The organism is Aliikangiella litoralis (assembly GCF_052495765.1).
In genome coordinates this window covers 4301594-4315872 of record NZ_CP199292.1, presented here as the reverse complement: position 1 = coordinate 4315872, position 14279 = coordinate 4301594, and the positions used below count along the sequence as shown (strand labels likewise).

16 protein-coding genes are annotated in these 14279 nt (G+C 37.0%); 11 read left to right on the top strand and 5 right to left on the bottom strand.

Annotated elements, in window-relative coordinates; genetic code table 11:
- Nucleotides 1–54: 54 nt before the first annotated feature.
- Nucleotides 55–336, top strand: coding sequence for a hypothetical protein (locus ACT5E3_RS17965; RefSeq protein ID WP_444994925.1), 282 nt, complete (start codon nucleotides 55–57; stop codon nucleotides 334–336).
- Between the two features lie 230 nt (nucleotides 337–566).
- On the opposite strand, the gene ACT5E3_RS17960 is transcribed toward ACT5E3_RS17965, so the two are convergent.
- Nucleotides 567–1538, bottom strand: coding sequence for a transposase (locus ACT5E3_RS17960; RefSeq protein ID WP_444994924.1), 972 nt, complete (start codon nucleotides 1536–1538; stop codon nucleotides 567–569).
- 137 nt (nucleotides 1539–1675) lie between these two features.
- Between ACT5E3_RS17960 and ACT5E3_RS17955 the strand changes: the two genes are divergently transcribed.
- A complete protein-coding gene (locus tag ACT5E3_RS17955; RefSeq protein ID WP_444994923.1) occupies nucleotides 1676–1942 on the top strand; it encodes a hypothetical protein in 267 nt (88 codons plus the stop codon).
- Between the two features lie 532 nt (nucleotides 1943–2474).
- Here ACT5E3_RS17955 and ACT5E3_RS17950 read toward each other — a convergent pair.
- The 3 genes from ACT5E3_RS17950 to ACT5E3_RS17940 all read right to left on the bottom strand — a co-directional run bounded on the left by ACT5E3_RS17950 (nucleotide 2475) and on the right by ACT5E3_RS17940 (nucleotide 5575).
- Nucleotides 2475–3080, bottom strand: coding sequence for a hypothetical protein (locus ACT5E3_RS17950; RefSeq protein WP_444994922.1), 606 nt, complete (start codon nucleotides 3078–3080; stop codon nucleotides 2475–2477).
- Nucleotides 3081–3338: 258 nt separating this feature from the next.
- Nucleotides 3339–4982 carry an N-6 DNA methylase gene (locus tag ACT5E3_RS17945; protein ID WP_444994921.1) on the bottom strand — a complete coding sequence of 548 codons (1644 nt, stop codon included), beginning with the start codon at nucleotides 4980–4982 and terminating at the stop codon, nucleotides 3339–3341.
- Nucleotides 4979–5575, bottom strand: a complete 597-nt coding sequence (locus ACT5E3_RS17940; RefSeq protein ID WP_444994920.1) for a restriction endonuclease subunit S — start codon at nucleotides 5573–5575, stop codon at nucleotides 4979–4981. The genes ACT5E3_RS17945 and ACT5E3_RS17940 overlap by 4 nt, the downstream gene beginning before the upstream one ends.
- A gap of 913 nt (nucleotides 5576–6488) precedes the next feature.
- Between ACT5E3_RS17940 and ACT5E3_RS17935 the strand changes: the two genes are divergently transcribed.
- The 4 genes from ACT5E3_RS17935 to ACT5E3_RS17920 all read left to right on the top strand — a co-directional run bounded on the left by ACT5E3_RS17935 (nucleotide 6489) and on the right by ACT5E3_RS17920 (nucleotide 9775).
- The gene (locus tag ACT5E3_RS17935; protein ID WP_444994919.1) at nucleotides 6489–6824 is read left to right on the top strand and encodes a hypothetical protein; all 336 of its coding nucleotides are present in this window, start codon (nucleotides 6489–6491) and stop codon (nucleotides 6822–6824) included.
- A gap of 151 nt (nucleotides 6825–6975) precedes the next feature.
- Nucleotides 6976–8196 (top strand): hypothetical protein, encoded by a 1221-nt coding sequence (locus ACT5E3_RS17930; protein WP_444994918.1) that lies wholly within the window; start codon nucleotides 6976–6978, stop codon nucleotides 8194–8196.
- Between the two features lie 18 nt (nucleotides 8197–8214).
- A complete protein-coding gene (locus ACT5E3_RS17925; protein ID WP_444994917.1) occupies nucleotides 8215–8982 on the top strand; it encodes a hypothetical protein in 768 nt (255 codons plus the stop codon).
- Between the two features lie 19 nt (nucleotides 8983–9001).
- The gene (locus ACT5E3_RS17920; protein WP_444994916.1) at nucleotides 9002–9775 is read left to right on the top strand and encodes a hypothetical protein; all 774 of its coding nucleotides are present in this window, start codon (nucleotides 9002–9004) and stop codon (nucleotides 9773–9775) included.
- On the opposite strand, the gene ACT5E3_RS17915 is transcribed toward ACT5E3_RS17920, so the two are convergent.
- On the bottom strand, nucleotides 9776–10174 hold the full coding sequence (locus ACT5E3_RS17915; protein ID WP_444994915.1) for a hypothetical protein: 399 nt from the start codon (nucleotides 10172–10174) through the stop codon (nucleotides 9776–9778).
- 407 nt (nucleotides 10175–10581) lie between these two features.
- Here ACT5E3_RS17915 and flgB point away from each other — a divergent pair, with 407 nt between their 5' ends.
- The 5 genes from flgB to flgF all read left to right on the top strand — a co-directional run bounded on the left by flgB (nucleotide 10582) and on the right by flgF (nucleotide 14268).
- Nucleotides 10582–10980, top strand: coding sequence for a flagellar basal body rod protein FlgB (gene flgB / locus ACT5E3_RS17910; RefSeq protein ID WP_444994914.1), 399 nt, complete (start codon nucleotides 10582–10584; stop codon nucleotides 10978–10980).
- A 68-nt stretch (nucleotides 10981–11048) separates the two neighbouring features.
- Nucleotides 11049–11474, top strand: coding sequence for a flagellar basal body rod protein FlgC (gene flgC / locus ACT5E3_RS17905; protein ID WP_444994913.1), 426 nt, complete (start codon nucleotides 11049–11051; stop codon nucleotides 11472–11474).
- Nucleotides 11475–11494: 20 nt separating this feature from the next.
- Entirely contained in the window at nucleotides 11495–12172 is a 678-nt protein-coding gene (locus tag ACT5E3_RS17900) for a flagellar hook assembly protein FlgD (RefSeq protein ID WP_444994912.1), read from the top strand.
- Between the two features lie 14 nt (nucleotides 12173–12186).
- A complete protein-coding gene (gene flgE, locus ACT5E3_RS17895; RefSeq protein ID WP_444994911.1) occupies nucleotides 12187–13476 on the top strand; it encodes a flagellar hook protein FlgE in 1290 nt (429 codons plus the stop codon).
- Nucleotides 13477–13530: 54 nt separating this feature from the next.
- Nucleotides 13531–14268 carry a flagellar basal-body rod protein FlgF gene (gene flgF / locus ACT5E3_RS17890; protein ID WP_444994910.1) on the top strand — a complete coding sequence of 246 codons (738 nt, stop codon included), beginning with the start codon at nucleotides 13531–13533 and terminating at the stop codon, nucleotides 14266–14268.
- Nucleotides 14269–14279 lie beyond the last annotated feature (11 nt).

Genomic DNA, 14279 nt, shown 5'->3' with positions numbered 1-14279 from the left:
GGACAGTCATTTTTGGGCTACATATAAATAATCGTTAGCAGTTAGCAGATATTGATGTTTTTGAAGAGTATACTTAAATATTGGTTTTGGATATTTTTAGCAGTATGTATTTTGGTGCCTATTCTGGCACTGGTTAATTACACTATAGTAGTAAAAAATGGGCAGTTTTTTCCTGGGCTTATACCTACAGTGTTTATACCAACTTTTACTGTTGTTGCATCATCTTTAGTATGTAGATATGCAAAAGGAGGCTATAAAGTAATTGGGCTTTTTGTTCTGGTTCCAGCGTTTTTGGCCTTAAGTATTGTTGTTTATTCCGGTTTTTATGGTGTCTGAACCAAACATAATTACCAAACATAATTACAGACAGTCACTTTTCTACTCAAAGGTTTTAAACAAGAACAACTAAAGCCTTGTGTGAGAGTTAGGTTTGATTGTCATTGATTATGAATAAGCGAATGGCAGAAAAATTAGCATTATTTTTTGAAATTGCTGAATGAAGAGCAGCCGAAATAACCATCGGTGTGGTTAACGAGCAGTTGGGAATTGGTTTTTATATTTTCACTTTAGACTGAACTAAAAAGTTGCTGTAATTGTCGACTCCCTTGAATCCATCGTTGTTCTAGTTGCACCACCTTGGCTTTAATCGAGTGAATACAACCAACAAATCGACCATAATTGGTGCCGTAATGTTGAATTTGGCTAAGCCAGTGAGAGTGATTGATATTCAACTGGGCTAATACCGATTGAATATGAGGCGGTATTGCGGTTTTATTGGGATAGGCAATCTTTTTTCCTGTCCACTCCACCAGCTCAATATAATCGTTGAGTTTCAAATTTAAACAACGTGCTTTTATGTTTCCTGCCATTGAAGTGACGGCCCGATTAAGTTGTTTAACGGTCATTGTGTTAACCCTTTTTTGAATACTAGTGTGCTCACTGTTTTGCAACGACTCACTCATTCCTGCACGAATAGGGTTTAAATCGACATAGGCCATACAAGCCAGCGCCGCAGACTCATCCAGTAGTGCTTGTGAAGTAAACCGAGACTCCCAGAAATGTCCTTTACAGCCATCTTCTAAATTGGCCAATCGAGCCAAAGGCTCATTTAAACGTCGCATTAACCAGGATATGTCCCCTAATCGTTTTCGATAGGTGGCTAATAACTCTTTATCATTAACAATTGCTTGTAAACGTAACTGACGCTGTTGCTGAAATTCTGGTTTATCGATTTTACCGGGAAAAGCCTTTAACCAACGCTCTGCAACCGTTAAATCTGACCATTGCTCAGGGGCTTTAGGATTGGAGTAAACCACTAAGTGATAATGATTACTCATTACGGCATAGGCGTAGACTTCAATGGCAAATACATCAGCCAATTGAAGAAGACGGTTTTCAATCCATTGACGGCGATGTTCATAGTTAATCCCTGTCTCGGCATCAAACCCACATAGAAAGCTTCGTCGTACACAGCGGCTGATTAAATGATAATAACCGGGGTTTTCGGAGTCAATTTGTTCTCTTCTGGGAATAGCCATTTATCATCCTTGATAAATTGAAAGGAGGGTTATTGTTACAAATCGCAAGGTGTTATTGAATCAGCAATATAGGAAAAACCATGCAGCAATTAACCGTTGAGTGTGTCGGTGATTGGCTGTAAAGTGACTGTCTGTAATTGCTCTTTTTAATTCTCGAGGAGAATTTTGTTCGAGGTCGAGATGCAGATGCCATTCCTTGTGTCGATGGGAAAGCTTATGCAGAGCATGAAGATCTTGGTGATTTTTTATATAGATTGGGTCTAATTTCAAGAATTTATGATGACAAAAAAACATTTACTCACTTTACAGATGATCCAGATTTATACAAATCAGTAGAAAATAGAAATGACAATATAGTATGGTCTATTCATCCTGCTTATAGAGCATTTCTTAACATACATTAAGCTAATCGGGTAGCCGGAGGTCTCTAACCTCCAGCCCCCACACCACCCTGCATGCGGTTCCGCACAGAAAACATAATTACAGACATATATGATTGCTGGTAGGCTGTAAAGTGACTGTCTGTAATTGCTGTATTGCTCTTCCGCTTTAGCTTTTGGTTAGGCTGATAATTCCTGATACAAGTGAAAGTTCGCAAGAGAGTTTTCGGTTGATGTCTTTATATTCATTTTTTCTCTATACGCTATCCAATTCCTGTGCAACCTAAAAATAGCTTTGTAAAATTTTGCATCCCTATATAATTCCAACTCTTGGACTTTCGGGTTATGTGTAACCAAGAAAAATCGATGAGCAAATGGATTATCAATATCACCGAAGTCAATTACGCCCGTATCCACTAACGCTGAAAAAACTGGACAGTCACTTCTTATTAATATTTTCAATAAATTATGAAATACCAAATATAAAGTTGCACCAAAATGATGCGTTTTAAATAGTGGTTGTTCAATCTTATTTTAATGTTAGGCAATATCATTGCTATTTTTCCAACATTATCTGTTTGATTTTTTCGTGCGTCAGGACGACAGAATTTGACCGGAAACCAAGGCCAAAAAATGAACCATTGATTTTTAAGCATAAATCTCTTGGGTGTTCGGTAAGGTTATATTTTTTGTAGAAAACAGCATTTTTCCTCTCTGGCCTACCATATATCTCTATGTCTTTTGAGAAATAAACAGGGATTAGTACGTAATAGTTTAAATAGCTGAAATCAACCGTATTAATGATATTTGAATAGTTATCACCTAATATTGCCTCTAGTTTTGAGGTGTCACTTGCCTTTTCGACGTACAAACCAAAAGTATGTAAAGGTGAATCAGGCTCTTCACAAAAGTTTGCATCATAATTAAGAGGGTAGCTTTTTTTCTGTGTATATTTAATTAAATCTTTTTTTGTAGATAGTTTTACCACTATAAACTCGCCTTCAATCCATGAATGATGGATAGTTTCACCTACGGTAAGTAATAAGTTCTCTTTGTCTACTTTGGTTACATTCGATATTTTTAAATCTTTCGGAGTATAAGTAATACAACTCGAAAGAAATGCAACAGTAAACAACACAGTGATTAATTTAATGAGTTTCATTTCTCACCTAACAGCTTATTATTTTCAATAAATCACAATAATACAGAAAACGGATTTATTAGAAAACACTCTGTCAATTAAATCAAGTATAGAAGATGACTTTCTAGAAAGTACGTGGGTTATTATTTAAGTTCTCATCAAATAATGTTTCATCGCATAAATAGTATAACCCTACCATTTTAATAAATTAAAAAACTAAGTCATAGTAGTATGAGTATTACTCTGACTAATAATTACTTATTTTAAGTAAAGTTTCAACTAGCCTTGATAACCTAAATCCTTTAAATGTTTTTCTATTTCATTTTCTAAATCACCCAACTGCACTTTTAATTCTTTACGCTCTTGAAATAGTTTATCCCATTCTGCCGCTGGCTGGTTATTAGAGTTGTCAATGTAATGGGATATGTTTAAATTATAATTGTTGTTTCTTACCTCATCTAAAGAAGCCACATAAGCATGTTGTTTGACTAATGAAATACGTTTTTCATTAGTATAAATTTTTTCGTGAATATTTTGCGTTATGTGAGGCTTTATGGGGGCTTCTTTAACCACTAAACGACTACTAGCTTGGCTATATTGGTAATAAACTGTTGATACCCCCTCAGCTTCTTTTGCTGAAAGCTTTGTTGAGTTTTTTGCTGCTTTGCGAGGTTTATTTGTATCGATAAATAATATTTTATTATCGATTTTATTTTTTCTAAAAATTAATAATGCAACAGAAACATTGGCATTAGTAAATATTTTCTCAGGCAAACCAATTACTGCATCTAGTAAGTTTTCTTCAATCAGTTTTGCTCTGATTTCTTGTTCACTACCACCTCTAAATAATACGCCATGTGGTACTGTTACAGCCATTCTTCCAGTATCGGATTTTAAGGACTCAATCATATGCAGTATAAATGCATAGTTTCCTTTGCTTTTCGGTGGTATACCTCTCGCAAAGCGTAAAAATGGATCATTCGCTGCATGAAGGTAACTCCAGTTGTCACTATTGAATGGTGGGTTGGCAACAACTACATCAAAACGCATTAATTGGCCTTTGCTATCTAATAAACCGGGTTCAACGATTACATCGCCTTGCACTACACGTTGATCGGTTTCACCATGTACTAGTAGATTCATTTGTGCTACTGCCCACATGTCGTGGTTGAGTTCTTGGCCGTATAGTCGGTAATGGCTGGTTTTATAATGCTCAAATATTTTTCGACCACATTGAATCAACAATGTGGCTGAACCGCATACTGGATCATAAATACAATCACCCGGCTGAGGTGCTAGCAGTGTTGCAATTAAATTTGAAATCGCAGTGGGTGTTTGGGATTGTTGTGTATCGTTTTTGGATGTCGCCAGCTTTTCAATTAAAAACTTAAAGCCGTTACTATTAATGGTAATCTGCTCTTGTAATGAAATATCGAGTGCCAGTTCGCTTTGATTAAAGTAGTCAAGTAAGTTGCATAGCACTGTGTTTCTTTGCTGCTGGTTACCAAGTTGTTTATTATCGAAATCAATATTTTGGAATACTGAAAACTTACCGCTTTTTAAATATTTTGCATTGGCTTCTTCTATTGCCTGTAGTGTTTGATTAATTCGTTTTCCAATACCTGTTTTATGTCGGCTTTGCCACAACTTATAAAAACTATGTTTTTGAGATATTTTTAATTGTTCTTCACAAGCTTCAATTGACGCATTGTTTTTATCATCAAGCTTGGGTGTTAGTGAGGCTTTGTTTTGTGTCAGATCAGACATAAACTTAAGAAAGGCAATTACTAGTAGTAATTTTCCATAAACCTCTCGCTTGATATTATTGGGAAAGATGTGCCTGGCACTCCATAAAATTTGATTGAATCTTTCTTGTTTTGCTGCAAAACTTCCTTTATCGCCATGTGTTTTTTGTATGCTCATTTTATTTTTACTCCATGAGATAAGTAGATCTCAGCAGTGAGCTTATTCATTATTTTTTGGGAATTATCCAATAGTTTCTGGTAAGTTAACTTTTCCTTGGTTAGTGCTTGCTCAAGCGCTATGATAGTTCGTTGCTGTTGTAAGTCTGGAATGACAATTGGCATTTTCTCCAGCACAGTACGTCGAATACTTTTGGTGACAGAACCTTCGGCTTCGCGGGAGAAATAGTTTTGAGCTGGTTGTTGGTTAATTTGCCATGCAATGAAACCACTAAATGCGACACCGATATAAGCTGGTTTAATTCTTAAAATGAAAAAGTAGGGGGCACAAACAGTGTCATTGGTTGGCTTATTGTCTAGATGATATGCTTTGTTAATATTACCACGAGCATTAAAAATAATATCGCCTTTAGTGAGTAAGTTGGGTGGGCGTTTACCGGTTAGTTTCACTTCAGTAAGGTTGGTCCAGCTTAATTCGCCATATGAGGGAATATCTTTCATTTGAATACAAAAAACACCAGAATTTTTTAATTCAGGTATTTTCCCTCGAAAAGGATACCCTGCACTCAATTTAGCAATATCTCCAAGCAACATACTTTTTCTACATAAATGGTAATGATGCAAATAATAGTTGACACAGAATAATTGTCAATATATATTTTGCATAAATGATAATGATGCAATCAATAATTCAGTGAAACTATTTTTCAGTTAGCCAATGCTTTGGTTAGCAATTTAAAAAGTATTGTTATTAATTACGAATGCTTAAAATAAAGCTATTTTTGTAGTTATATAAGTAAAAAAATATAAAAAAGAGAAGTAAAAAAATTAAAGTGAGCGCTATGCACATTAACTTAATTTATGCTAACCTTCCGGTTGCTTGCTGTTGGAAAATATCTTGCAGCTTGCTCCATGATTTTTGGAAGTGTAAATCGGCTTTCACTGGTAGCAAGCTTAAGTAAGAAACCGCCAACCCCTATGCAACATAGTAAGTTAGCGGCCGTCAAAGGTCGAGGGTGGCAGCCCTCAGTTATTGACTGGCCAATGTTAATCTGACAAGGAGACTAACAATGACGTTTGTCCATTATATAACGTCGCGGCTAACAACGCGACCCCAGTTTCTCAAACCCTTTTTGTCTATTGGGTTTATCACTAATTTTTATGCCTTACATTTAACGTTCTGCTTTTTAAAGAAAAAATCTTGTAATTAAGATTTTCTCCACCTGTTTTAGATAAGTTGTTTTCTCGACTATGCGAGAAGGTATTGCTGTGCATTTATAAATGCTTAAGTACTTTATAGGCAACTTATCTTTACCTAGTTTGAGAGCTGGGTGAGCGTGGGTGAACGGTTTATGAGATTTTTCACTGCTAGCATAAAAAACGAGGTTTGTTTCTGGTCATTTGAGCAATTACTTCTTCAGCTCATAAGCTGTATGGCCAGTTTTTTATTAACTAATAAAACCTCTCAAAGTTTGTTGAGGGAGTACTAAATTAAAAGGAATTCTGTATGCCTGATTCATCAAAAAGATTAGAGCAAACGCTGATTGAAGTAAGAGATATTGCGGGGATCTCTGCGGAGTATTTGATGACTTTTCTCAAGCGGTTTAAAAATGAAAGAGAGCAGCTTTTGGTTTACTCATTATGTTGCAATTTTCATCGAGTGGAACATTGTTTAGAAATTGAGTTGATTCATTTAGGTGTTGATATTAGTTCAAAAAGCTATGCGGCTAATGCATTTAGAGATGTGAGTTATATTGATATCGATTTTGTTGAAACGATTACTAATTTTTTAAAAGAGAAAGAAATTAATCGATTAAAAAATAAAATATTTCCCGATATTTAATCACTTTTTATTAATGAATTTAAAAAATAATTTTGCAAAGCGGTTCACAATTTGGCTTATCAATTAAAATGAAGTGGTAATACCACTTGAGTTGCCTTTTTAATTAAGTAGACTAAAACGCCTGCAAAACAAGGATAAGGAAACAGTTAAAATGAGTTTTGAACGTAGGGTGTCACTTCCCTCAAAAGCACAACAACAAGCCTGGAAAAATCACACCTGGCAATATTTAAAACAGCATATTACTCAATATGATCAAGCCTTTGCAACGAAAGCAGAGCAGTATGGTCGCAAACTGACCAAAACCACCTTTACTACACAGGCCATCAATTCACTCTGTTGTTTGAATGAATTCGATCGGCTAATGGTGTTAAAAGATTGTGTGCGTTTAGAAAAAAATCCGAATGATCCTAATAGTTATCGTAATCGGCTAAGGCCTGCCATGCGTTGGGTAAAAAGTGGTTATTGTCATGGATTGTATCATTATAAAATTCGCTATTTGTTGTTGCCTGATCAGAAGGTGGTGATTGATGATATGGTGCTGGATGATGATATGTTAGGGCCAAAAAATCCCGCTAAACATGAGCGAACGGCTATGTATCTGGTCACACGAAAGGATAAATCCAAGCGGATTACTCAGGATATTCACTATGATGATATTAAATCACTGGAAGATGCTTGGGATATAAAAGATATAAAACCAGTTTCGGAAGTTATCACTCGCTATGCCGCAATTAATGGGATGAAAAATAATTTGGAGAAAGCCATGTGGCTAATGGGCACTCATTTAGATTGGGCTTATCGTGGTCAGGACTTTGATAGCTACACCTTGGTACATAACCCTACAGAAAGTACCCTGCATGATTTATGGGAGTGTGGTTGGGATAAACAGAATAAAGCGAGTCTGAATGCCAATCATTTATCGGCCATTCTGGTGCAGGTGGCCCGTCAAGGTTTGCCGGTCAATTGGGTGGCGCACAGCCAAGGTGGTATTATTTTGCAACAAGCCCTTAAGGTGATTAAAAACCGCACGCAAACTATTCGTTTAACCAATCAACAAATGGCTTTACATTCCATTGGTTGTCAGGTTCAAGAAGTTGAGCGTCTGGCGCGTGAGTTGGGCTTAAAAGTGAGCGGGCATAATGCTAATCCCTTTGATATAGTACCCAATATGGCAGGTGGCAATGATTGGTCGGCATGGCGGCGGAGCTTAATGTTTAGCTATAGTGTCTTTTTTGCTGATGAAGCGGTAAGTCCTCACACCTTGCCTTTTATGGGCATTAACACCTATCATCGACACTTAATGGAAGCGGGTAAAGATAAACGAGCCAGATGGGTTGAGCGCTATATGCGACAACAAAAGATTAAAGTTTAACTAAAGGAATTTAATATTTTGATTTTAAAAACCATTAGCAGACCATTGAGTTTCTTAGGCTTTACTCAAGGGGGGGCTGATTTTAAACGTCTGCAAACGTTTACTACTTCTTTATCGGGTATTGAGTTAACTTATCAGTTTCCGGTTTCTCTCTATGGTGATTCTTATCTTGAAGAGCATATCCCTGTGGTGAATTTAAAAGATGGTACTGGTAAAGACTCAATGTCATTTTTTGAAGGATATCGGTTTGCTACTAATACTTGGTGGTACTGGGGGAGTTGGTTTAAGCAAGGGTTTGACCCAATTGGCCATATGAGAGTGGTATGGGAAGTTTTTCCTATGGATAAAAGCTATGCAATAACAAATTTGAAATCAGACAACATTATTGAGTATTTAAAAGCTTTTATTTATGGTGTGTATGAAAATGAGGGCGGCGATAATGATAGAATTCGTAAGTCTTGTTATGATTTTTATGTACGAAATGGTGGCTATCCTGTTGAGCATTATGCTGAGGATATTCAACGAATGATCAAAAAGAAATCCATCAAACACCCTGATGACTATCAGGTAGTGTCGATTCATGGTAATGAGTGGGTTCGTTTTTCAACTTACGAAAGAAGAAATGAAGTCTTTCATGTGTTACCCCTCAACCGAGATTTTTTATTAGTCAATATGGCCCGGTTTTATTATGATTGTCGCGATGTTAAAGACTCTTGGGAACACGAAGGCATCAAAATTATTGATACCGTAATGAATTCCACACGAGTCGATTTTCCTGATGATTAGTGTGTTAAGGGATTACTGATTGATTTTAAAAACAGCAAAAAGGTGGCCCAGCTTATTGGGTTTGACACATGGTGGAGCTGATTTTAATCGCCCACAGACTTATACAACCTCGCTCTCAGGGATTAAGTTATCTTATCAATTTCCTACTTCAGCAGTGGGTAAGTTTGATTTTAAAAAAGGCCCATCTTATTTTGATATTTCCCAAAGTCATGAAATAGAAAATATTCAACTTGCCACACGTTTTTTTCAAGGGGCATGTATTGCAAGTGATACCTGGTGGTACAGGGGAAGCTGGTTTAAACATGGGATCCAATCGATTGGGTATATGACAATGGAATGGCAGGTAGTGCCTGTTAAAAAAGATTATCCACTTAACGATATACAAACGGATAGTATGATTCATTATTTAAAGCAATTAATAGATGCTACTTATGAAGAGGAAGGTGGACTTAATTATCAAATTCGTCAATCTTGTCACGATTTTTATGTAGAAAATGGTGGTTATCCCGTTGAGCATTATGCAGAGGATATACAAAAAGATATTGAAAGAGAATCAATTAAACACCCTGATGATTATCAGGTAGTGCTGATTCATGGTAATGAATGGATTCGTTTTTCAACCAATGAAAGTCGAAGAGCTATTTTTCATGTTTTACCGCTCAACACTGGTTATTTATTGATTAATATGGGACAGTTTTTTTATGATTGTAGTGATGAAAAAAAACGTTGGGAACACGAAGGTATCAAAATTATTGAAACCGTAATGAATTCCACTCGAGTCGATTTTCCTTAATTAATCATCAAAATTTAAATTAGCAATAATTTTATTTAATTGTCCTTGTTCACCTTCATCATCAACAACACTATTTTTTGATTGCTCAGCCTGTGCTTCTGAATGAATTCTAGCAATATAATTTTCATTGCAAATTTTAATATTTTCTTTTAAGTACTGAAATAGTTTTTCTATTTGTTCTGGTTTACGAACCCAGGTTTCAATGAACTCTCCTTTTTTTGAATCTATTTTGACTGAAAATTCTGATTTTGAAGTTAGTTGAGTAAAATCGGCACACCAGCGTTTTGGCGCTGAGTGAGATAACTTAAAATAGAGATTAATATAAGGCTCTTTACGTATTCTGGGAGGGCGTAATTCATCGAGGCTAACAATTTTAATATCACTAATACCTTCCATCATATTGTTCCTATTTTACAGCAGTCTTCAATAGCATACGCTAATTAGAATAAATAGATACTTATTTAAAGGTGAACCGTATAGTAACTGCCTATCGATATGTTTCTGAGTCAGGGCTGTCACCATTCACTCTCAAGACTCGGTAAGCACCCTGATTTTCTTTACTTCATTTTGGCTCTTTTTAATATCTCAAACCGGGTAAACCAATAAAAACCCTGTCACTTTTAATTGCCGCTTTTACGGTACTCAATTGCCGCATTTGCCCCAAAAATAGATCCTGTTTAATCCCTATCCCTAGTATTTTCGTTCGACTTGAGTTGGCATAACCCTTGCATTTCTACTAGTGATTTAAAAGCGAAGGCGGTCAGAGGCCTGTAAAAATCACAGTAGAAACCAGCGGTGGAAAAACGATGTCAATTAATTTTGAGAAAGCATTCGGAGTACATGAGGCGGCATTAAATATACGCTCTCAACGTGCTGAAGTTTTAGCTAACAACTTAGCCAATGCCGATACGCCTAACTTTAAAGCAAGAGATATCGATTTTTCCCAAGCGCTGTTACAAGCTCAATCTAACCTGGCAAGTGGACTGAAAAGAACTTCAGCCAAACATATTGATAGCCGAATTGGAACAGACATTCCAGGGCTATCGTATCGAGTACCATTTCAACCAGACACAGGCGATGGTAACTCGGTTGATGCACAAGTTGAGCAAACCAAATTTGCTGAAAACGCAATGCAATATCAAGCAACTTTGCGTTTTTTAGATGGAAAAGTTAAAGGGTTAATGAAAGCCATACGTGGTGAGTAAAGTAATGATGAATCAATCTGTCATGATTAAACAAGTAGCAGATAATAGTTAGAGATTTGGAGAAAACGATGGGGCTTTACGATATTTTTAACATCAGCGGTTCAGGCATGGCAGCACAAAGTGTCAGGCTGAATACGACGGCAAGTAACATTGCTAATGCTGATAGTGTGGCTAGCAGCACCGAGCAAACTTATAAGGCCAGACATCCTGTTTTTGAAGCAGTGCTTAATGGCGTATCGGCTAATGGCCAAATGAACCAAGCTCAAGCGGGGGTTCGAATTAATGGCATTGTTGAAAGTCAGGCTGCTGCGGTTGCGCGATACCAACCAGATAATCCTATCGCTGATGAAAAAGGGTATGTATATGCGCCCAACATTAACATGGTTGAAGAAATGGCAAACATGATATCTGCTTCACGCTCATATCAATCCAATGTTCAAGTTGCCAATATGACCAAACATTTATTAACCAAAACCCTATCGTTGGGTCAGTAGTCTAGAAAGAGAGTCCTACTATGCCATCTCCAGTTAATACCACAGATTATTCCAATATTGGTTTGCAGACTCATGAAGCACCAAGTCGCGAAATAAAAAAAGAACTTGGGCAAGCTGATTTTTTAGCCATATTGACGACTCAGTTAGCGAGCCAAGATCCGTTATCACCAGTTGATAATAAAGAGTTTATTTCACAAATGTCACAATTTGCCAGTTTGGATAGTTTACAAACATTGGTGAATCAATTTGGTGAATTATCAAACTCTATGACATCTAACCAAGCACTACAAGCTTCAGCTTTAGTTGGAAGAAACGTATTAATTCCTGGTAATGAAGGTTTTTTATTAAATGAATCAGCAATTGCTGGCCAGCTTAATTTGGAGTCAACCACTACCAACATTCGGTTTGAAATTAAAGATGAAGCGGGTCAGGTGGTACGAAGTATTGAAGTGGGAACACAAGAAGCTGGCGATTTAGATTTTATTTGGGATGGCAATAATAGCAATGGTGAAAGAATGCCATCTGGTAAATATACCATTGCCGCTTATGGTCAAGTAGGAGGAGCAACTGAACAGTTAAAAACCTCTGTGGTTGCACGAGTTGAAAGTGTCAATCTTGGTGGGGCTGAAGGTCGAATCTTGTTGAACTTAACAGGGTTGGGACAAATTGAATTTAGTGAAGTAAAAGAAATTGGTTAAATAGGAGAGAAGTTATGTCATTTAATACAGCGCTTAGTGGTTTGAATGCAGCGCAAGCAGAGCTTAATGTAACCGCTAATAATATTGCTAACGTAAGCACAACAGGCTTTAAAGAGTCTCGCACAGAATTTGCTGATATTTTTTCAACAACTTCTTTTGGGAGTTCAAGTACAACAATTGGTAACGGGGTTTTGTTAGCCAATGTTGCGCAGCAATTTAATCAAGGTAACTTAGAGTTTACTTCTAACACGCTTGATTTGGCGGTTTCTGGTGAAGGTTTTTTTGTGCTTTCTCCAAGCGAGGGTAATGAAAATAATACCTTTACTCGTAATGGTGAGTTAGGTGTTGATAGTAATGGATTTGTGGTGAATAACGCTGGTGCGAGGCTTCAGGTTTTCCCAGTAAATGCCGATGGTACTGTGACTGCAACTAGTTTATCTAGCACAATAGCATTACAGTTACCACAAACAGCGGGTGTTCCAACTGTGACTTCTTTAGTGGATGTTGGTGTTAATTTGCCTGCTAATGGCGGAATTTTAAATCCGTTAGCATTTGATCCATTACAACCTTCTACTTTTAATGCGTCGACTTCGTTAACCGTATTTGATTCATTAGGTGAAAGTCATGTAGTGACAGCTTATTATGTGAAGGTTGCAGATAATCAGTGGGCAACTTATTACAATACAACAGATGCTAATGGCGCAGTTTTACCCATTGATATTACTGGTGGGACTGCTGGATCAGGTGGTCAGCTTTATCATGTAACTGACTTTGATAATTCTGGTGGTTATCTTTCCAATACGCCCGACCCAATTACAACAACGGCCATTGATTTTTTAAATGGTTCAGATCCCACTCAAACAATCAGTTTTAATTACGCGAATAATGGCACCACTCAGTTTTCATCACCTTTTACAGTGAATGTATTAGATCAAAATGGTTTTCCTATTGGCCGATTAACCGGTGTGGAAATTTCAGATACAGGAGTTGTACGTGCTAATTTTAGTAACGGACAAACAACGGCACTTGGAAAAATTGCAATGGCGAGATTTCAAAATGCTCAAGGTTTAGCACAAATAGGCAATAACTCTTGGGAAGATACTATCGACTCTGGTAGTCCATTAGTTGGCGAAGCGCTGACTTCTAGTTTTGGGCAAATACGATCTGGTGCGTTAGAGGTTTCCAACGTTGATTTAACCGAACAGTTAGTACAATTGATTGCTGCGCAAAGAAACTTTCAAGCCAATGCAAAATCAATTGAGACTAATAATACCGTAACACAAGCCATTATCAATATTCGTTAGTTTCATCATTGATAAGTTGTGTGGTTTTAAATTTTGTAATGAAGAGAAAAAATAATGGATAACATGCTTTACATTTCCATGACTGGTGCGAGAGAAACCTCTCTCGCTCAAGCGAATGCCGCCAATAATTTGGCAAATGCTAAAACAACAGGCTTTAAAGCTGATTTAGCACAATTTCGCTCAATGCCTGTTTATGGCGATGGGCATCCAACCCGTGCTTTTGCAATGAGTGAACGACCTGGGCATAACTTTGAACAAGGAGCGGTTAAAACAACAGGACGTAATCTTGATATTGCAATACGTGGTGAAGGTTGGTTTGTTACTCAAAATGAAGGGGGCGAAGAAGTATTAACTCGCCGTGGTGATTTAAAAGTGACGGCTAATGGTGAGTTATTGAATGCCGTTAACCAACCCATTTTAGGTGAAGGCGGACCGATTGCTTTGCCACCATTTGAAAAAATCGATATTGCTAAAGATGGTACTGTCACCATATTGCCGGTTGGCGCAGAGGCTAACGCAATAGCCGTTGTTGATCGAATAAAAATGGTCAACCCTGATCCTGCAACGTTAGAAAAAAATCAACAAGGTTTATTTTATAGTTTAGAAGGAGAGCCATTTGAAGCTGATGCAGCAGTAACTTTGGAAAGTGGTGTTTTAGAATCGAGTAATGTCAGTGTGGTTGAAGAACTGACCAATATGATTACGTTATCTCGTCAATTTGAAGTGCAAGTAAAGTTAATGTCATCAGTTGAAGAAAGAGGTAGCGCATTGGATCGATTATTGCAGCCATAATTGATAGCGAA

What these genes read in the sequence shown, in the direction of transcription:
- ACT5E3_RS17965 (WP_444994925.1), top strand. Translation starts at nt 55, where the DNA reads ATGTTTTTGAAGAGTATACTTAAATATTGGTTTTGGATATTTTTAGCA.
- ACT5E3_RS17960 (WP_444994924.1), bottom strand. Translation starts at nt 1,538, where the DNA reads ATGGCTATTCCCAGAAGAGAACAAATTGACTCCGAAAACCCCGGTTAT.
- ACT5E3_RS17950 (WP_444994922.1), bottom strand. Translation starts at nt 3,080, where the DNA reads ATGAAACTCATTAAATTAATCACTGTGTTGTTTACTGTTGCATTTCTT.
- ACT5E3_RS17945 (WP_444994921.1), bottom strand. Translation starts at nt 4,982, where the DNA reads ATGAGCATACAAAAAACACATGGCGATAAAGGAAGTTTTGCAGCAAAA.
- ACT5E3_RS17940 (WP_444994920.1), bottom strand. Translation starts at nt 5,575, where the DNA reads ATGTTGCTTGGAGATATTGCTAAATTGAGTGCAGGGTATCCTTTTCGA.
- ACT5E3_RS17935 (WP_444994919.1), top strand. Translation starts at nt 6,489, where the DNA reads ATGCCTGATTCATCAAAAAGATTAGAGCAAACGCTGATTGAAGTAAGA.
- ACT5E3_RS17930 (WP_444994918.1), top strand. Translation starts at nt 6,976, where the DNA reads ATGAGTTTTGAACGTAGGGTGTCACTTCCCTCAAAAGCACAACAACAA.
- ACT5E3_RS17915 (WP_444994915.1), bottom strand. Translation starts at nt 10,174, where the DNA reads ATGATGGAAGGTATTAGTGATATTAAAATTGTTAGCCTCGATGAATTA.
- flgB (WP_444994914.1), top strand. Translation starts at nt 10,582, where the DNA reads ATGTCAATTAATTTTGAGAAAGCATTCGGAGTACATGAGGCGGCATTA.
- flgC (WP_444994913.1), top strand. Translation starts at nt 11,049, where the DNA reads ATGGGGCTTTACGATATTTTTAACATCAGCGGTTCAGGCATGGCAGCA.
- ACT5E3_RS17900 (WP_444994912.1), top strand. Translation starts at nt 11,495, where the DNA reads ATGCCATCTCCAGTTAATACCACAGATTATTCCAATATTGGTTTGCAG.
- flgE (WP_444994911.1), top strand. Translation starts at nt 12,187, where the DNA reads ATGTCATTTAATACAGCGCTTAGTGGTTTGAATGCAGCGCAAGCAGAG.
- flgF (WP_444994910.1), top strand. Translation starts at nt 13,531, where the DNA reads ATGGATAACATGCTTTACATTTCCATGACTGGTGCGAGAGAAACCTCT.